Source organism: Alcaligenes sp. SDU_A2, assembly GCF_038237375.1.
Classification (GTDB): Bacteria; Pseudomonadota; Gammaproteobacteria; order Burkholderiales; family Burkholderiaceae_B; genus Alcaligenes.
The window spans coordinates 1,244,246-1,259,520 of the sequence record NZ_CP151273.1; the positions used below are offsets into that span (position 1 = coordinate 1,244,246).

12 protein-coding genes and 1 pseudogene are annotated in these 15,275 nt (G+C 59.8%); 9 read left to right on the forward strand and 4 right to left on the reverse strand.

All coding sequences use genetic code 11. The features are described 5' to 3' along the window. The first annotated feature begins 6 nt into the window (after positions 1–6). From AADW57_RS05845 to AADW57_RS16765, 4 genes and pseudogenes are all read left to right on the forward strand, one after another. Positions 7–1,494, forward strand: coding sequence for an NADH-quinone oxidoreductase subunit M (locus AADW57_RS05845; RefSeq protein ID WP_341669109.1), 1,488 nt, complete (start codon positions 7–9; stop codon positions 1,492–1,494). Positions 1,495–1,505: 11 nt separating this feature from the next. After that, complete coding sequence (nuoN, locus tag AADW57_RS05850; protein WP_341669110.1) at positions 1,506–2,984, forward strand: NADH-quinone oxidoreductase subunit NuoN; 1,479 nt, start codon at positions 1,506–1,508, stop codon at positions 2,982–2,984. A 12-nt stretch (positions 2,985–2,996) separates the two neighbouring features. Next, positions 2,997–3,092: pseudogene (locus AADW57_RS16760) on the forward strand (DUF2818 family protein); the annotation flags it as partial. Between the two features lie 123 nt (positions 3,093–3,215). Beyond that, positions 3,216–3,527 carry a DUF2818 family protein gene (locus AADW57_RS16765; protein WP_445819196.1) on the forward strand — a complete coding sequence of 104 codons (312 nt, stop codon included), beginning with the start codon at positions 3,216–3,218 and terminating at the stop codon, positions 3,525–3,527. Between the two features lie 96 nt (positions 3,528–3,623). Here the strand turns inward: AADW57_RS16765 and AADW57_RS05860 are convergent, their stop codons facing one another. Then, positions 3,624–4,739 carry an NAD(P)H-dependent flavin oxidoreductase gene (locus tag AADW57_RS05860; RefSeq protein ID WP_341669112.1) on the reverse strand — a complete coding sequence of 372 codons (1,116 nt, stop codon included), beginning with the start codon at positions 4,737–4,739 and terminating at the stop codon, positions 3,624–3,626. Positions 4,740–4,927: 188 nt separating this feature from the next. On the opposite strand from AADW57_RS05860, the gene serB reads away from it, so the two are divergent. Then, positions 4,928–5,779 (forward strand): phosphoserine phosphatase SerB, encoded by an 852-nt coding sequence (gene serB, locus AADW57_RS05865; RefSeq protein WP_341669113.1) that lies wholly within the window; start codon positions 4,928–4,930, stop codon positions 5,777–5,779. 196 nt (positions 5,780–5,975) lie between these two features. Here the strand turns inward: serB and mfd are convergent, their stop codons facing one another. Then, entirely contained in the window at positions 5,976–9,446 is a 3,471-nt protein-coding gene (mfd, locus tag AADW57_RS05870) for a transcription-repair coupling factor (RefSeq protein ID WP_445819197.1), read from the reverse strand. Between the two features lie 29 nt (positions 9,447–9,475). Here mfd and ispD point away from each other — a divergent pair, with 29 nt between their 5' ends. Both ispD and ispF read left to right on the forward strand, forming a co-directional pair. Next, positions 9,476–10,177 carry a 2-C-methyl-D-erythritol 4-phosphate cytidylyltransferase gene (gene ispD / locus AADW57_RS05875; RefSeq protein WP_341669115.1) on the forward strand — a complete coding sequence of 234 codons (702 nt, stop codon included), beginning with the start codon at positions 9,476–9,478 and terminating at the stop codon, positions 10,175–10,177. Beyond that, complete coding sequence (gene ispF, locus AADW57_RS05880) at positions 10,174–10,659, forward strand: 2-C-methyl-D-erythritol 2,4-cyclodiphosphate synthase (protein ID WP_341669116.1); 486 nt, start codon at positions 10,174–10,176, stop codon at positions 10,657–10,659. The genes ispD and ispF overlap by 4 nt, the downstream gene beginning before the upstream one ends. Positions 10,660–10,675: 16 nt before the next feature. On the opposite strand, the gene AADW57_RS05885 is transcribed toward ispF, so the two are convergent. Both AADW57_RS05885 and ompR read right to left on the reverse strand, forming a co-directional pair. Beyond that, a complete protein-coding gene (locus AADW57_RS05885; protein WP_341669117.1) occupies positions 10,676–12,076 on the reverse strand; it encodes an ATP-binding protein in 1,401 nt (466 codons plus the stop codon). A gap of 35 nt (positions 12,077–12,111) precedes the next feature. After that, on the reverse strand, positions 12,112–12,846 hold the full coding sequence (gene ompR, locus AADW57_RS05890; RefSeq protein ID WP_341669118.1) for an osmolarity response regulator transcription factor OmpR: 735 nt from the start codon (positions 12,844–12,846) through the stop codon (positions 12,112–12,114). Positions 12,847–13,114: 268 nt separating this feature from the next. On the opposite strand from ompR, the gene tsaB reads away from it, so the two are divergent. Both tsaB and AADW57_RS05900 read left to right on the forward strand, forming a co-directional pair. Continuing rightward, the gene (gene tsaB / locus AADW57_RS05895) at positions 13,115–14,344 is read left to right on the forward strand and encodes a tRNA (adenosine(37)-N6)-threonylcarbamoyltransferase complex dimerization subunit type 1 TsaB (protein ID WP_341669119.1); all 1,230 of its coding nucleotides are present in this window, start codon (positions 13,115–13,117) and stop codon (positions 14,342–14,344) included. After that, positions 14,341–15,246 (forward strand): uracil-DNA glycosylase, encoded by a 906-nt coding sequence (locus AADW57_RS05900; RefSeq protein WP_341669120.1) that lies wholly within the window; start codon positions 14,341–14,343, stop codon positions 15,244–15,246. The genes tsaB and AADW57_RS05900 overlap by 4 nt, the downstream gene beginning before the upstream one ends. Positions 15,247–15,275 lie beyond the last annotated feature (29 nt).

Genomic DNA, 15,275 nt, shown 5'->3' on the forward strand with positions numbered 1-15,275 from the left:
AGCGATATGGCGTCTTCTACTCTTCCTTGGTTAACGCTGGCGATTTTCGTACCTATCGTCGCCGGTCTGCTGGTGCTGGCTTTGGGGCGCGATGACCGCCCCGAGTTCACCCGCTGGCTGGCGCTGCTGGGCTCGATTGCCGGCCTCATTGTCACCATTCCCTTGTATACCGGCTTTAATCCGGGCACAGCCGACATGCAGTTTGTCGAGCTGGCTCCCTGGATCGATGCCTTCAAGATTAACTACCACTTGGGCGTGGACGGCATTTCGATGTGGTTCGTGCTGCTGACGGCCTTCATCACGGTGATCGTGGTGCTGGCCGGCTGGCAAGTCATTACCAGTCGTGTTGCCCAGTACATGGGTGCCTTCCTGATCCTGTCGGGCTTGATGGTAGGCGTATTCGCTGCGCTGGACGGCCTGCTGTTCTACGTGTTTTTCGAGGCCACCCTGATCCCGATGTATCTGATCATCGGCGTGTGGGGCGGTCCGAACCGCGTGTATGCCGCCTTCAAGTTCTTTCTGTACACCTTGTTCGGCTCCTTGCTGACCCTGGTTGCATTCATCTACCTGTGGAATGCATCGGGCGGTTCGTTCGACATCCTGAGCTGGCATGACACCAAGCTGGGCTATACCGCCCAGGTGTTGATCTTTGCTGCTTTGTTCATGGCTTTTGCCGTGAAAGTGCCTATGTGGCCTGTGCATACCTGGTTGCCCGATGCACACGTGGAGGCACCGACCGGCGGCTCCGTGGTGCTGGCCGCCATCATGCTCAAGCTGGGTGCTTATGGTTTCCTGCGTTTCTCCCTGCCCATCGCTCCGGATGCGTCCCAGGGTCTGGCCGGCATCATCATCGCCTTGTCGCTGGTTGCCGTGATCTACATCGGCCTGGTCGCCATTGTCCAGGACGACATGAAAAAGCTGGTGGCCTATTCCTCTGTGGCCCACATGGGTTTTGTCACCCTGGGCTTTTTCGTGTTCAACACCACGGGCATGGAAGGCGCGATCATGCAGATGATCTCGCACGGTTTCGTCTCCGGTGCCATGTTCCTCTGTATCGGCGTCTTGTATGACCGACTGCATTCGCGTCGCATCGATGATTACGGCGGTGTAGTCCACGTGATGCCGCGTTTCGTGACCTTTTTCGTGCTGTTTTCCATGGCCAACAGCGGCCTGCCCGGTACCAGTGGCTTCATCGGCGAGTTCACTGTCATCATGGGCGCGGTCGAGTACAACTTCTGGATCGGTCTGCTGACCGCAACGGCCTTGATCACTGGTGCGTCCTATTCGCTGTGGATGCTCAAGCGCGTGGCCTTCGGCCCGGTCGGCAACGATAACGTCGCCGGCATGAGCGATCTGAGCGGTCGCGAGTTCTTCGTTCTTGGCGTAATGGCGATTGCTGTGTTGGGTATGGGTGTTTATCCAAAACCATTCACCGATGTCATGCACGTTTCGGTTGAAGCGCTGCTGCAACACGTGTCCATCTCGAAACTGTAGGCCGAAAGACAATGGAAACTACCTTCAATTTTTCTTTGGCACTGCCCGAGATTCTGCTTCTGGTGCTGGCTTCGTGTGTGCTGATTTTTGACTCTTTCAGCGCCCACAAGCAGCGTCACAATACGTTCGTACTCAGTCTGGGTACGCTGGTGGTGGTGGCTCTGAGCGTGGCCTGGCAATGGTCGCAGGGCATGAGCGGGGTCTCCTTCGGCGGCCTGTACGTGGTGGACGAGCTGTCCCACTTCTTGAAACTGCTGTCCTGCGTGGCCGTGGCCGCCACCCTTATTTACGGCCGCGACTATGCCGAGCAGCGCACGATGCTCGATCGCGGCGGCGAGCTGTACACGCTGACGCTGATGGCCCTGCTGGGCCAGATGCTCATGATCTCGGCCAACAGCATGCTGACGGTGTACCTGGGCGTCGAACTCATGTCCTTTGCGCTTTATGCCTTGGTGGCCCTGCGTCGCGAACATCGCCAGTCCATTGAAGCAGCCATGAAGTACTTTGTGCTGGGCGCGCTGGCTTCCGGGGTTCTGCTGTACGGCATGTCCATGATCTACGGCGCTACCGGCCAGTTGGAGCTGCCGCGTATTGCCGAAGTCATCACGGCCGGCAAGGCCGAGCGCCTGGCCCTGGTGTTTGGCGTTGTGTTCGTGGTGTCCGGTCTGGCCTTCAAGTTGACGGCAGCGCCTTTCCATATGTGGACCCCCGACGTTTATCAAGGTGCCCCAACGATCGTCACCCTGGTGATCGGCGCAGCACCCAAGCTGGCTGCCTTTGCCATCACCCTGCGCTTCCTGGTCGAAGGCCTGCACGGCATTGCCGTGGATTGGCAGCCCATGTTGCTGGTGCTGGCCGTTGTTTCGCTGGCCTTGGGTAACCTGACCGCCATCGTGCAGAAGAACCTCAAGCGGATGCTGGCGTATTCCACCATCTCGCACATGGGCTTTATCTTGCTGGGTCTGCTGGCCGGTGTGTTCGACGGTCAGACTCATATGCAGGCTTACGGCGCTTCGTTGTTCTACGTCGTGATCTATGTCCTGACCACGCTCAGCACCTTCGGTCTGATCTTGCTGATGAGCCGTCGTGGTTTTGAATGCGAAAATATCGATGACCTGAAAGGCTTGAACCGTCGCAGCCCCGGCTTTGCTCTGGTGTGGCTGCTGTCCATGTTCTCGCTGGCCGGTATTCCTCCGTTGGCCGGCTTTGCCGCCAAGCTCAGCATTTTGCAGGCTGTGATCGGCGCGGGATATATTTGGCTGGCCGTATTCGCCGTTATCATGTCCCTGATCGGTGCCTTCTATTACCTGCGCGTTGTCAAAGTAGCGTACTTCGACGAGCCTGAAGGCGAAGAGCAGCCCTTGGCAAGCGGCGTACTGACCAAAGCGGTCATGCTGGTTAACGGCGTGTTGATCATCGGCCTGGGTCTGTTGCCTGGTGGCCTGATGGATACCTGCATCCGCGTGATCCAGGCTTCCTTGACATTCTGATAGAGGCGCATCATGGACCAAAGTCTTTCCATCTGGGTATTGGTTGTACTTGCCTTGATTACGGCTAATCTGCCGTTTTTTGTGGAAAAGCCCTTGCTGGTGCTACCTTGGTCCATACCTGGGCAAGCTCCCCATCCGGCCTGGTTGCAGCTTCTGGGTGGCGTGGCGTATTTGGCTGTGGTCGTGGCCCTGGGGCTGGGTATCTACAGTGTGATCGGCCACTCTTCCGCTTTGAGCTCTAAGCCGGCGCTGTTAGGCAAGGTGGCGCTGGTTTTGGCTTTGGCCGCCGCGGTATTTTATTTTCCGGCCTGGCGCGCCCGTGGGCAAAAGACTCACAAGAGTTTTTTTTCCCGCCTGCTGGAGGTCTGTGCTTTTTACGGGATAGTGGGTGCGTTGGGCTTCGGATTTGAAGCCAGCATCGGTAATCCGTTCAGCCAGACCTGGGTGTTTTACACCATTACCTTTGCTCTATTTCTGGTGTTGGCTTATCCGGGCTTTGTCTATCGCTATCTGATGCGTCATCCCAAGGGCAAGTTTGAATAGCCTTGGGCAATAGCAAAAAACCCGCTACGGCGGGTTTTTTTGTGCTTCCGATAAGCATTCAGAAGTAGACGGAGCGACTTAGCAGGGCCACGAGGATCAGGTCTGACCCAGGGGCGCATGCGTAGCACCGGCCACCCCCAGTCGTTTGCAGACACCTTGGGCCTCTTGGGCCAATACCAGTGTCAACTGCTCGGCGGGCAGACGGCGGCCCAGCGGGGCGGATTGCCCGCTCCAGAGCGAAGTGAAGTCGCTGCGGCCTTGCTTTTCCGCTTCGATGCGCAACGGACTGAGCGCCGAGCCGGCATGGGGAAAGACAGGAGCACTGGCATTCAGGGGGCCGATCTCGTCCATTAGGCGGGTGCGAATGCCGCGCGCCGGACGGCCGGTGAACAGATTGGTAATAGCAGTGCTGTCCGAGACGCTAGTGCTGAGTGCTTGACGGTGCAGGTCGCTGATTTTCGCTTCGGGGCAAAACAGGTAAGCCGTGCCGATTTGTGTTGCGCAAGCACCCAGCGCCATTGCCGCAGCGATGCCACGCCCATCGGCGATCCCGCCGGCGGCCACGACAGGCCGATCCACGGCATCAGCGATTTGCGGCAGCAGAGCCAGGGAGCCGACCTGGGTAGCCACATTCTTGCCCAAAAATAGCCCACGGTGACCGCCGGCCTCTGCGCCCTGGGCAATGATGATGTCGGCACCATGTTCCTGCAGCCAGACAGCTTCGGCCACTGTGGTTGCGCTGGATATGACCAACGCGCCTATTTTTTTGACTCGCTGGACCAGTTCTGCGGCAGGCAGCCCAAAGTGAAAGCTGACGACTTCCGGGCGCAGTTCTTCAAGCAGATCGGCGTGGGCATGGGAGAAGGGCGCGCGCGCTGCCTTGGGCAGTTCCTGATTGGGGTCCAGACCATACTGTTGATAGTAAGGCATCAGCTGCAGCCGCCATTCCTGCAAGGCTTCAGGTTCCAGGCGCAGTTCCTGGTGGCAGAAAAAGTTCAGGTTTAAAGGTCTGCTTGTGGCCTGGCGGAACAGATTTGTTTGTTCCCGTATTTGTTCCAGGCCGAGCATGGCACAGGGCAGCGAACCCAGACCTCCGGCGCGCGCGACCGCGATGGGCAGTTCACTGTCCTGAGCGCCCGCCATAGGGGACTGGATAATAGGGTGTTCGATGTTCAGCAAGTCCAGCAATGCATTATTGGGCCATACATACATAACAGGGTCCTCAGTTGACGGGATTTTTCATCGTATCAGGATGTGTGCCGGCTGCAAATGGGGTGGCTAGGCGTATGGGGCCTTGATAGCGGCAATGGCTGCCTGGTCATGCGGCCGGCGCGATACAATACGGCCTTTGTCACGCACCCTTTAAGGGGCCGTGTTTTTCTTGTTTCGTGGATGTTCCGATGTCTCATCTTATTCTTCAGGGGCCGCGCCTGGATCGCGCCACCATAGAAAAAATAGCTGCTTTGGTGCAGGCGGACGGTGTGCAGGAGCTGGGACCGACTGCCGTGCGCCTGTTGGGTGCCGATCAGGAACAGGCCGCACAGGTTCGGGTCTTGGCGCAGGCTGCCCAGATGGATCTTGCGTTTTTGGACCAGATAGATCGTCTCAAGGATATGCGTGTGTTAGCCATGGATATGGACTCCACGCTGATCAATATTGAATGCATTGACGAGATTGCCGATATGGCGGGGCGCAAAGAGCAGGTGGCGACGATCACCGAAGCGGCCATGCGTGGTGAAATCAAGGATTTTTCCGAAAGCCTGATTCGTCGAGTGGCCTTTCTGGAAGGGGTGTCTGTCAGTGATCTGACCCGTGTCTATCAAGAGCGCCTGCAGCCCAATCCTGGTGCCGAGCGTCTGGTGGCTACAGCCCATGCGCATGGCGTTCAGACCCTGTTGGTGTCTGGTGGCTTTACTTTTTTCACAGAACGGATGAAGGACAGGCTTAGCCTGAACTATGCTCACTCCAATACGCTGGAAGTGGTCGATGGCGTGTTGACCGGCAAAGTGCTGGGCGATATTGTGGACGGACAGGCCAAAGCGCGGTATTTGCAGGAATTGGCGGCCCAACTGGGTGCAGAGCCTGCGCAATGCATTGCTATCGGGGATGGTGCCAATGACTTGCCCATGATGGCCCAGGCAGGGTATTCGGTGGCGTACCGGGCTAAACCGGTCGTGCAGGAGCAGGCCCGCTTTGCCTTGAACCATTCGCCTTTGGATGCGGTGCTGAATTGGTTTCGCCAGGACGTGTAAGCTGCCTGTCGCTGTATTTCGAGGAAAAAAACACCGCTAGACTGGCGCTAGCGGTGTTTTTTTGTCCTTGGCCTGAACCGATGGTCGAGCGATTGATGCGGGTGCCGGTCAGCGATGTGCTCAAGCCGGGCCTACAGGGTGTAGAGCGCGTGGCCCATCCGGTCGGTGCGGTGTTGGTGTGTGCGGCCAGAGTGTTTTATTTTTCCCTTTTCAGGCTGGCCAGCACGCCTCGCACGGCCTGGATACGGTTTTTGACCAGTTCGCCGTCGCGGATTTCGATGCGCAGCTTGTCGGGACCAGCCAGCCGTACCTGTTTGTTTTTCTGTACCAATTCTATGATGCTGACCGGGTCCACATTGGGTTTGCTTGAAAATTGAACGGTGGCCTGGGCCTGGCTGGCATCGATTTTGACAATGCCCAGTGGCTCGGCCTGAATGCGTAGCCGGTGGACGGCCAGCAAGTGCTCGCCTGGCTCTGGCAAGGGGCCGTAGCGGTCGATGAGCTCTTCTTGGATGCTGAACAAGTCTTCTTCGTTGCGTGCGTGCGATAGCGCTTTGTAGTGGCCCAGGCGCGCATTGACGTCGGGGCAGTAGCTCGATGGCAGCAAGGCGGAAGTACGTAGATTGACCTCGCACTGCAGGGCGAAAGGAGAATCCAGATCGGGCTCCTCGCCGGCTTTGAGCGCCTTGACGGCGGTATTGAGCATGTCCGAGTACATGGAAAAGCCCACTTCCTGGATATCGCCCGATTGGGATTCGCCCAGCACCTCGCCTGCACCGCGGATTTCCAGATCGTGCATGGCCAGGAAAAAGCCTGCACCCAGCTCTTCCATGGCCTGAATCGCTTCCAGGCGCTTTTTGGCGTTGCTGGTGATGGCATCTTCGCCCGGTGTCAGCAGGTAGGCATAAGCCTGGTGATGGGAGCGTCCCACACGTCCGCGCAACTGATGCAATTGGGCCAGGCCCAGACGATCGGCGCGATGGATGACAATGGTGTTGGCGCTGGGAACGTCGATGCCGGTTTCGATGATGGTGGTGCACAGCAGCACGTTGTAGCGCTTCTGATAAAAGCCCTTCATGACCGCTTCCAATTCGCGCTCGGGCATCTGACCGTGGGCCACGGCGATGCTGGCTTCGGGAACCAGTTCTTCCAGCCGGGCGCGTCGGTTGTGGATGGTTTCTACTTCGTTATGCAGAAAATAGACCTGACCGCCGCGTTTGAGCTCGCGCAGCAGTGCTTCGCGTATGGTGCTGCCGTCCTCGCGGCGCACGAAGGTTTTGATGGCCAGCCGCTTTTGGGGAGCAGTGGCGATGACGGAAAAGTCGCGTATGCCTTCCAACGACATGCCCAGGGTGCGCGGAATGGGCGTGGCGGTCAGCGTCAGTATATCGACTTCAGCGCGCAGGGCTTTCAGTGCTTCTTTCTGGCGCACGCCAAAGCGGTGTTCTTCGTCGATGATGACCAGGCCCAACTGCTTGAAACGGACATCCGGGGACAGGATTTTGTGGGTGCCGATGACAATGTCCACGCTGCCCTCGCTCAGACCGGTAATGGCCGCCTGGGTTTCTTTGTTGGAACGGAAGCGGGAAAGTTCGGCCACGCGTACCGGCCAGTCGGCGAAGCGATCGGCAAAGGTTTGTGCGTGTTGTTCGGCCAGCAAGGTGGTGGGGCACAGCAGGGCGACCTGCTTGCCGTTGGCCACGGCCAGGAAGGCGGCTCGCAAGGCGACTTCGGTTTTGCCAAAACCTACGTCGCCGCAGACCAGCCGGTCCATCGGTCGGCCCGAGGTCATATCCTGAACCACGGCTTGGATGGCGTCGGCCTGATCGGGCGTTTCTTCAAAGCCGAAGCCTTCGGAGAAGGCCTGGTAGTCGTTCAGGGGAAGTTTGAACTGAAAGCCTTGGCGGGCGGCCCGTTGCGCGTACAGGGCCAGCAGTTCGGCGGCGCTGTCTCGTGCCTGTCTGGCGGCGCGGCGGCGGGCTTTGTCCCATTGCCCCGATCCCAGTTGATGCAGCGGCGCATGCTCGGGGTCGGCACCGCTGTAACGCGCAATCAGGTGCAGTTGCGCCACGGGCACGTACAGCGTGCTGCCCTTGGCGTATTCCAGATGCAGAAATTCGACCGGGCCTTCGCCCAGGTCCATTTCCTTCAGACCGCAATAGCGGCCTATGCCGTGTTCGGCATGGACGACAGGATCGCCGGCGCGCAGTTCCGACAGATCCCGCACCATGGCTTCTACATCGCTGCTGCGTTCGTTGCGGCGACGGCCGCGCTGGGTGCGCGCCTGCGTGGGGTACAGATCGTTTTCGGTCAGCAGGCTCAGACCGCCATGCACCAAGGCGAAGCCGTGGAACAAGGGGGCCACGATCAGGGCGAAGGGGATGTCTGAATCCAGGAAAGAGGCCAGACTCTGGCAGTCGGGGTCGGGGCGCAGATCGTTTTCCAGCAACATCTGCAGCAAGGTTTCGCGTCGGCCTGCAGAATCGGCGCACAGTACCGTACGGCGACGCTGATCGTGGACTTCGCGGCGCAGTTGGGCCAGCGGATCGTCGGCACGGCGGTTCACGGCGACCACAGGCAGCGGCTCGAAGTCCGGATGGGGCGCTGCGTCGGCACTGCTCAAGTTAAGCCGGGAGAAGGGCTTGATGTGGTTGAAGAACTGTTCGTCCGACAGAAACAGGCTGGCAGGCGGCAGGATAGGACGCTCACGGTCATTCTTCAGAAAGGCATAGCGGCTGTGCGTGTCGCTCTGGAAACGCTGAATGGCCGTTTGTGCATCGCCATGAGTGATCAGCAGGCTACCCTCGGGGACATAGTCCATCAAGGTGGCCGTTTGCTCGAAAAACAGTGGCAGATAGTATTCGATGCCCGCAAAGGCAATGCCGTTGCCCACATCTTTGTAGGGCAGCGCGCGCGAGGGGTCGCCTTCAAACTGTTCGCGAAAGCGCGCCCGGAAATTGTTGCGCGCTTCTTCGTCCATGGGAAATTCCCGCCCTGGCAGGAGCTGGATTTCTTTGACCGGATACAGACTGCGCTGAGTATCGATATCGAAGCTGCGTATGGTTTCGATCTCGTCGTCGAACAGATCCAGGCGGTAGGGCAGGACCGAGCCCATGGGAAACAGGTCGATCAGGCCGCCGCGTATGCTGAATTCGCCGGGCGCGGTAACCTGCGTCATGTGGGTGTAGTTGGCCAGCGTCAGTTGGGCGCGCAGGCTGGCTTCGTCCAGGGCATCGCCCTGGCGGAACGAGAAGGTATAGGCGGCCAGAAAGGCGGGCGGTGCCAGGCGGTACAGGGCGGTGGTGACAGGGACTGTCAGCACATCCACATCCTGCATCATCAGGGCATGTAAGGTGCGCAGACGCTCGGAAATCAGATCCTGATGGGGTGAGAAGCTGTCGTAGGGCAGCGTTTCCCAATCGGGCAATTGGCGTACGCGCAGTTTGGGCGCAAACAACAGGATTTCTTCGGCCAGCCGCTGCGCGGCCAGCGGGTCGGCGCACAGTACGACCAGCGGTGCGCCATGCTGGCGTGCCAGGTCGGCAATCAGGCAAGCGTCTCCCGAGCCGGGCGGCATGGTTTGCACATAGCGCTGGCCGGGACGCAAGGCGGCCAGCACCTGAGAGGTGCTGGGCAGGGACAGAGAATGCTGTTTTTCGGTTTCCATCAGGATTGTCATTATAAAATCACCCACCTATGAAGACTACCTTGATTGCGATAGTGCCGGCCGCCGGCATCGGTTCGCGCGCCCTGGATTCTGCCACGAAGGCGCAGGGTCTGCCCAAGCAGTACCGTCTGCTGGGCGGACAGGCCATGTTGCGCCGTTCGGTACAGGCTTTGCTGGCCGATGAACGGATTGCCCAGGTGCGTGTGGCGGTGGCGCCGGACGATATCTGGGCCAGCCAGGTTCTGCAGGGGCTGCCGCGTACGGTCTGTCTGCCTTGCGGCGGTCCCACGCGTGCCGATACGGTCCTTAATGCTCTGCAGGATCTGACACCGCAGATCGGGCAATGGGTGCTGGTGCATGATGCGGCGCGTCCCGGACTGCCCGCTCAGGCGCTGTCGCGCCTGATCGATACGTGCCTGCAGTCAGGGCGAGGCGGCCTGCTTGCCGTGCCGGTGCCCGATACTGTCAAGCGCAGCGTGGCGCACGATTGCCCGGCGGTGGCCGGCACGGTGGACAGAGAAGGGCTGTGGCTGGCGCAGACGCCCCAGATGTTCCCTGCCCAGGCGCTGTGCCTGGCATTGGAGCAGGCCCGCAGTCGCGGCCTGCCTGTTACCGACGAGGCCAGTGCCATGGAGCTGGCGGGCGAACAGCCTTTATTGATAAACGGTTCGGCACGTAATTTTAAAGTGACCTGGCCCGACGATTTTGAATTGATGGAAAAATGGTTATGACAATCCCCTTTCGTGTTGGACAAGGTTTTGATGTGCATGTGCTGTGTGAAGGCCGGCCTTTGATTCTGGGGGGGGTCACCATTCCTCATACCCACGGTTTGCTGGGGCATTCGGATGCCGATGCCTTGCTGCATGCCATTACCGATGCCATCCTGGGGGCCGCAGGCCTGGGCGATATCGGACGTCACTTCCCGGATACCGACCCGCGCTATAAAGGAGCAGATAGCCGGGTCTTGCTGCGCCATGCCTTCGAGCAGGTGCGCCATGCCGGTTGGAAGGTCGGCAATGTGGATGCCACCATTCATGCCCAGAAACCCAAGATTGCGCCGCATGCGCCGGCGATGGTCGCCAATATACAGGCCGATCTGGAGCTGGAGGACGGTTGCGTGAATATCAAGGGCAAGACAAACGAATCAGTGGGCTTTGTCGGACGTCAGGAAGGCATTGCCGTCACGGCGGTAGCCCTGCTGCTGAGGGCTTGACGCAGGCAGCGCTGCGTCAGCCTTCCTTGTCGGTGATAGGGGCCGCATTGTTGCGACCAGCACGGATGCGCGGCAACTGAATGCGCGCCGTCAGTCCGTTGGACGGGGTGCTGATCAGCTCGAAGTGGCCGCCCACCTGGCCCAGCAGACGCTCCACGATGGCCAGCCCCAGTCCGGCACCACTGACGCCGGTGCGTGCGGACACTCCACGGGAAAAGGGGCGCAGCAAACGCTGGATATCGTTTTGGGCGATCCCCATGCCCTGGTCTTTGACGGCGATTTCCAGGATGTTGCCTTGCTGGTGGGCGGATAGCTCGATGCGCGCGCGGTCGTCTTCCGGGCTGCGGCCATAGCGGCGCGCGTTTTCGATCAGATTCGAGACAATGCGCTTCAGATCATGGGCACTGATGCGGGCGTAAAGATTGGGCTCGATGGATGCAGTCAGGATACCGCCCAGCGTTTCGGTGTGGGTGCGTTCGCGTTCGTAGACGTCGTTGAGCACGGCGGATACATCGATGCCATGTTCAGGCACAGCGGTCGCTGGACGCGCGTATTCCATCAACTGGCCTATGCTGTGGTCGATCTGCGCCAGGTCTTCGTCGATGGCGGCGCGTGTTTCGTCCGACACCTGACTGAGTTCGATTTCCAGGCGCATGCGTGCCAGCGGCGTGCGCAGATCGTGCGAAATGCCAGCCAGCATGATTTCGCGGTCGGCCTCTGTCTGGCGGATATCGCGTGCCATGCGGTTAAAGGCGATATTCATGTCGCGGATTTCAGCCGGCCCTTTTTCGGGCAGGGTATTGGGAGTTTCGCCGCGTGCCAATTGTTGAGCCACCTTGGCCAGTTGCGCCAGGGGGCGGTTGACGAAACGCACACTGACGGCCGCGCCGATCAAGGCCAGCAGCAATGCTGTGGCTCCCCAACCCAACCATTCTATGCCGGCAGTCAGGCTGAGCTGTTCGCGATCAAAGACCAGCCAGTACTGGTCGTCGTTGATATCGAAGGAGACCCATACGCCGGGTACATTGTTGACGGACCACATGACCAGGGTCTGGCTGCCGAGCGCGCCGCGCACCTCGGTGGATACATGCTGCCAGTAGTTGGAGCGGGGCAAGGGCTCCAGTTCGTCGGTGGTTTCCCGTGGCTGCACGCGCAGGCTTTCCTTGGTGGCCAGATCCAGCAGCAGGGCAGGGCGCACGGCCGGTGGCGCATAGACCAGTGCCGAGCGGGTAATGCTGACCACGGAAGCCACGCGTTGTGCCATCTGGGCGGCGCGCGGGCCTTCTTCCATGCTGAAAAATACCTGCAGCCACGCCCCCAGGCTGACCAGCATCAGGGCAGCCAGCAATAAAAAAGACCGGCTGAATAAACCCAGCCGGATACGTGATTGCTTGGAAGGGGGGCGTTTGGCGGCCACTGAGGACCGCCCTGCCGTCTGTCCGGGGGACAAGGCTAGTTACCGCCGTCGGGAACGAAAACGTAACCCAGGCCCCAGACCGTTTGGATGAAGACTGGCTTGGACGCGTTGGGTTCGATCAGTTTGCGCAAGCGGGAAATTTGCACATCCAGGCTGCGATCGAAGGCTTCGTATTCGCGGCCGCGGGCCAGTTCCATCAGCTTGTCGCGCGACAGCGGGATTTTGGGATGGCGGGCAAATACCTTGAGGACCGAAAACTCGCCTGTCGTGATGGGGACGACTTCGTTGTTGCGGGTCAGGGTGCGGGTGGACAGATTGAGTACATATGGGCCGAACTCAATCGATTCGTTTTCCTGGCTGGGGGCACCCGGATGTTCCTCGGTGCCGCGGCGACGCAGGATGGCATTGACGCGCGCCAGCAATTCGCGAGGGTTGAAGGGTTTGATGAGATAGTCGTCCGCGCCCATTTCCAGACCGACGATGCGGTCGATTTCTTCGGCCTTGGCGGTTAGCATGATAATGGGCGTATTGTCGTGCCCGCCACGCAGTCGGCGACAGATGGACAGGCCATCTTCGCCGGGTAGCATCAGATCCAGTACCAGCAGATCGAAATGCTCGCGTTGCCAGAGCTTGGACATTTCCTTTCCGTCTTCGGCGACGAAGACGTTGAATCCTTGTTCGGACAGATAGCGGCGCAGCAGGTCGCGCAGCCGGGGATCGTCGTCGACGACAAGGATTTTGCGGGTGAGGGGGGGGGTCTGCGTGTTCATGGTGAAAATGTAACAGGCATCAGAAAGCGCGTACAGGGGGGTGTAGAAAAATATTACACATTAAGTCTTTTGTACGAATTACGCGTCTTTTAGCGCTTTTACAGCCTCCGTTCAGAAAGGGCGAAAGGGGAGTGGGCTGGAGCGGACAAAGCTAGTTTAGCGGTAAAAAACGCAGTTTGGCTCACCGGCGATACGACCTTTTTGTCTGCTGGAGAAAGAGCTCCGGTCAGTGACCTGCGCAACCCGTCTTTTAAACTAAAATACCAGGATGGATGCACATATTCTTGCCCTGGAAAGTTCCTCCAGCCTTTGCGAGCTGGCCCTGTTGTCGCGTACCCAAGATGGTGTACGCGTGTGCGAAATTGCCCACGAAGGTACGGGCGACCATGCCGAACGCTTATTGCCCATGGCGGATCAGTTGCTGGCGCAGGCAGGGGTGGAACGCCGCGCCCTGACGGCCATTGCCTTTGGGCAAGGGCCGGGCGGTTTCACGGGACTGCGCGTGGCTTGTGGCGTGGCGCAGGGAATGGCCTTTGCTCTCGGTTTATCGGTGTTGCCGGTATCGTCCTTGCTGGCTGCGGCGGCGCGGGCGCAGGAGCAGGACAATATGCTGTACGTCGTGGTGCAGGATGCGCGCATGGGCGAAGTCTATGCCGGTGTGTATGCCTGGGCCCCGGGGCAGGGATGGCGCGTGGCACAGGCTCCTGTGCTGCTGGATGCCGAACGGATCGCCGACTGGATAGATCGCTTGGCGGCGTCCTGGTCGCAAGGTATGTCGCAGCCGCGCATACAGGTGCTGGGCGACGCTGTCTTGTCGTTTCCTGCGCTTGTCGAACAAGTTCATGCCAAAGGCTGGCTGCTTGGGCCGCCCGTGCGCGCCGGGGCGCAAAGCGTGGCTAGGCTGGCTTTACAGGATCTGGATCGTGGTCTGGGTGTGCCGCCAGAGCTGGCCATGCCCCTATATGTGCGCGACAAAGTCGCCTTCACCATCAGCGAACGGGAGCAAGGGCACGGCGGCAATCCATCTGCGGGCGACCAGCCTCTGATCATCGAAGCGATGCGTGCCGAACATTTGGATGCCGTCTTGCAGATCGAGCGCCAGGTGCAAACACATCCGTGGACAAGTGGCAATTTTGCCGACGGTCTGGCTGGTGCCGGTTATTACGCGCGTGTCGCGCATCGTCAGGGCGTCGTGCAGGGATTTGCGGTTTGGCTGGCGGCACCCGATGTCATGCAGTTATTGCTGATCGGCGTGCAGGCTCAGCGCCGGGGCGTGGGCCGACAGTTGCTGGACGATGGTCTGGCCTGGACACGTAGCCAGGGGCTGGATCGGATCGTGCTGGAAGTGCGGGTCTCGAATGCCGGTGCCATTGCGTTCTATCGCAGCATGGGTTTTCAAATGGACGGCGTGCGTAAAAACTACTACCCATTGGGCAATGGGCAACGCGAAGATGCGGTGCTGATGAGTCTGGTTGTGCCGGTTAAGGTGGCACCATGAGCGCTTTCGAGCCTTTGTCGCTTTTGCAGCGAACCTGGCTCTTGGAGCTGGGACTGGAGCGTTCCTTTCTGGCGCGTCTGCCCCAGGCACAGGAACCAAGCGCGCGGCCGACCTTGCCCGAACAAGGGGCACCTGTCATGGACAGCGTCCCCGCGCGTGCGGCGCAGGCCGTGTCGTCATTGTCGGCATCGGACTCGCCATCTGTCGAGCAGTCCAGTGCAATGACGGCGCGCGATCAAGCCCTGGCCTTGTTGCGCAAACCGGGCCGACAGACGGTGTCGGCAGCCGAACCTGTTCAAAATACGCGACCGGCCGTGCTGATTCAGCCCGAACAGGCTGTCGACATGTCGTCTTTGCAGGAGCAGGTTCAGGCGTGTCAGGAGTGCGGTCTGTATACGGGTCGGGCGCTGACGGTGTTCGGGGCCGGTGTCACGCCTGAGCCGGACTGGATGGTTATTGGCGAAGCACCCGGCGCAAGCGATGATCGCAGTGGTCAGCCTTTCGACGGTAAGGCAGGCCAGTTGCTGCAGGCTATGCTGACCAGTGTGATTCCGCAGGCCTCGGTGTATATGTCCCATCTGGTCAAGTGTCGCCCCTTGGGCAATCGACCGCCTACCTTGGAAGAAATGGCGGCCTGCCGGGCTTTTCTGGATGCCCAGATCCGCTTGGTACAGCCGCGCCGTCTGCTGGCGGTGGGCAATCTGGCGGCAGCCGCTTTAAGCGGCCGTTCGGACGATCTGGAAGTCTTGCGTGGCCAGACCTTGTCGTATACCGATGCCTTGGGGCGCGAATTGCCTTTGCTGGTGACGTATCATCCGGCGTCTTTGCTGTTGCGTCCGCAACATAAGGCCAATGCCTGGCGCGATCTGGTGCTGCTGGGCCGTTTGCAGGCCCAGGGCTAATGCAAAGCAGGGGCGCAGCCCGCCCCCTA

Bases quoted from the DNA above. Each gene is read 5' to 3' on its own strand.
- AADW57_RS05900 (WP_341669120.1), top strand. From the start codon at position 14,341: ATGAGCGCTTTCGAGCCTTTGTCGCTTTTGCAGCGAACCTGGCTCTTG.
- ompR (WP_341669118.1), bottom strand. From the start codon at position 12,846: ATGAACACGCAGACCCCCCCCCTCACCCGCAAAATCCTTGTCGTCGAC.
- ispD (WP_341669115.1), top strand. From the start codon at position 9,476: ATGAAGACTACCTTGATTGCGATAGTGCCGGCCGCCGGCATCGGTTCG.
- serB (WP_341669113.1), top strand. From the start codon at position 4,928: ATGTCTCATCTTATTCTTCAGGGGCCGCGCCTGGATCGCGCCACCATA.
- mfd (WP_445819197.1), bottom strand. From the start codon at position 9,446: ATGGAAACCGAAAAACAGCATTCTCTGTCCCTGCCCAGCACCTCTCAG.
- tsaB (WP_341669119.1), top strand. From the start codon at position 13,115: ATGGATGCACATATTCTTGCCCTGGAAAGTTCCTCCAGCCTTTGCGAG.
- nuoN (WP_341669110.1), top strand. From the start codon at position 1,506: ATGGAAACTACCTTCAATTTTTCTTTGGCACTGCCCGAGATTCTGCTT.
- AADW57_RS05860 (WP_341669112.1), bottom strand. From the start codon at position 4,739: ATGTATGTATGGCCCAATAATGCATTGCTGGACTTGCTGAACATCGAA.
- ispF (WP_341669116.1), top strand. From the start codon at position 10,174: ATGACAATCCCCTTTCGTGTTGGACAAGGTTTTGATGTGCATGTGCTG.
- AADW57_RS05845 (WP_341669109.1), top strand. From the start codon at position 7: ATGGCGTCTTCTACTCTTCCTTGGTTAACGCTGGCGATTTTCGTACCT.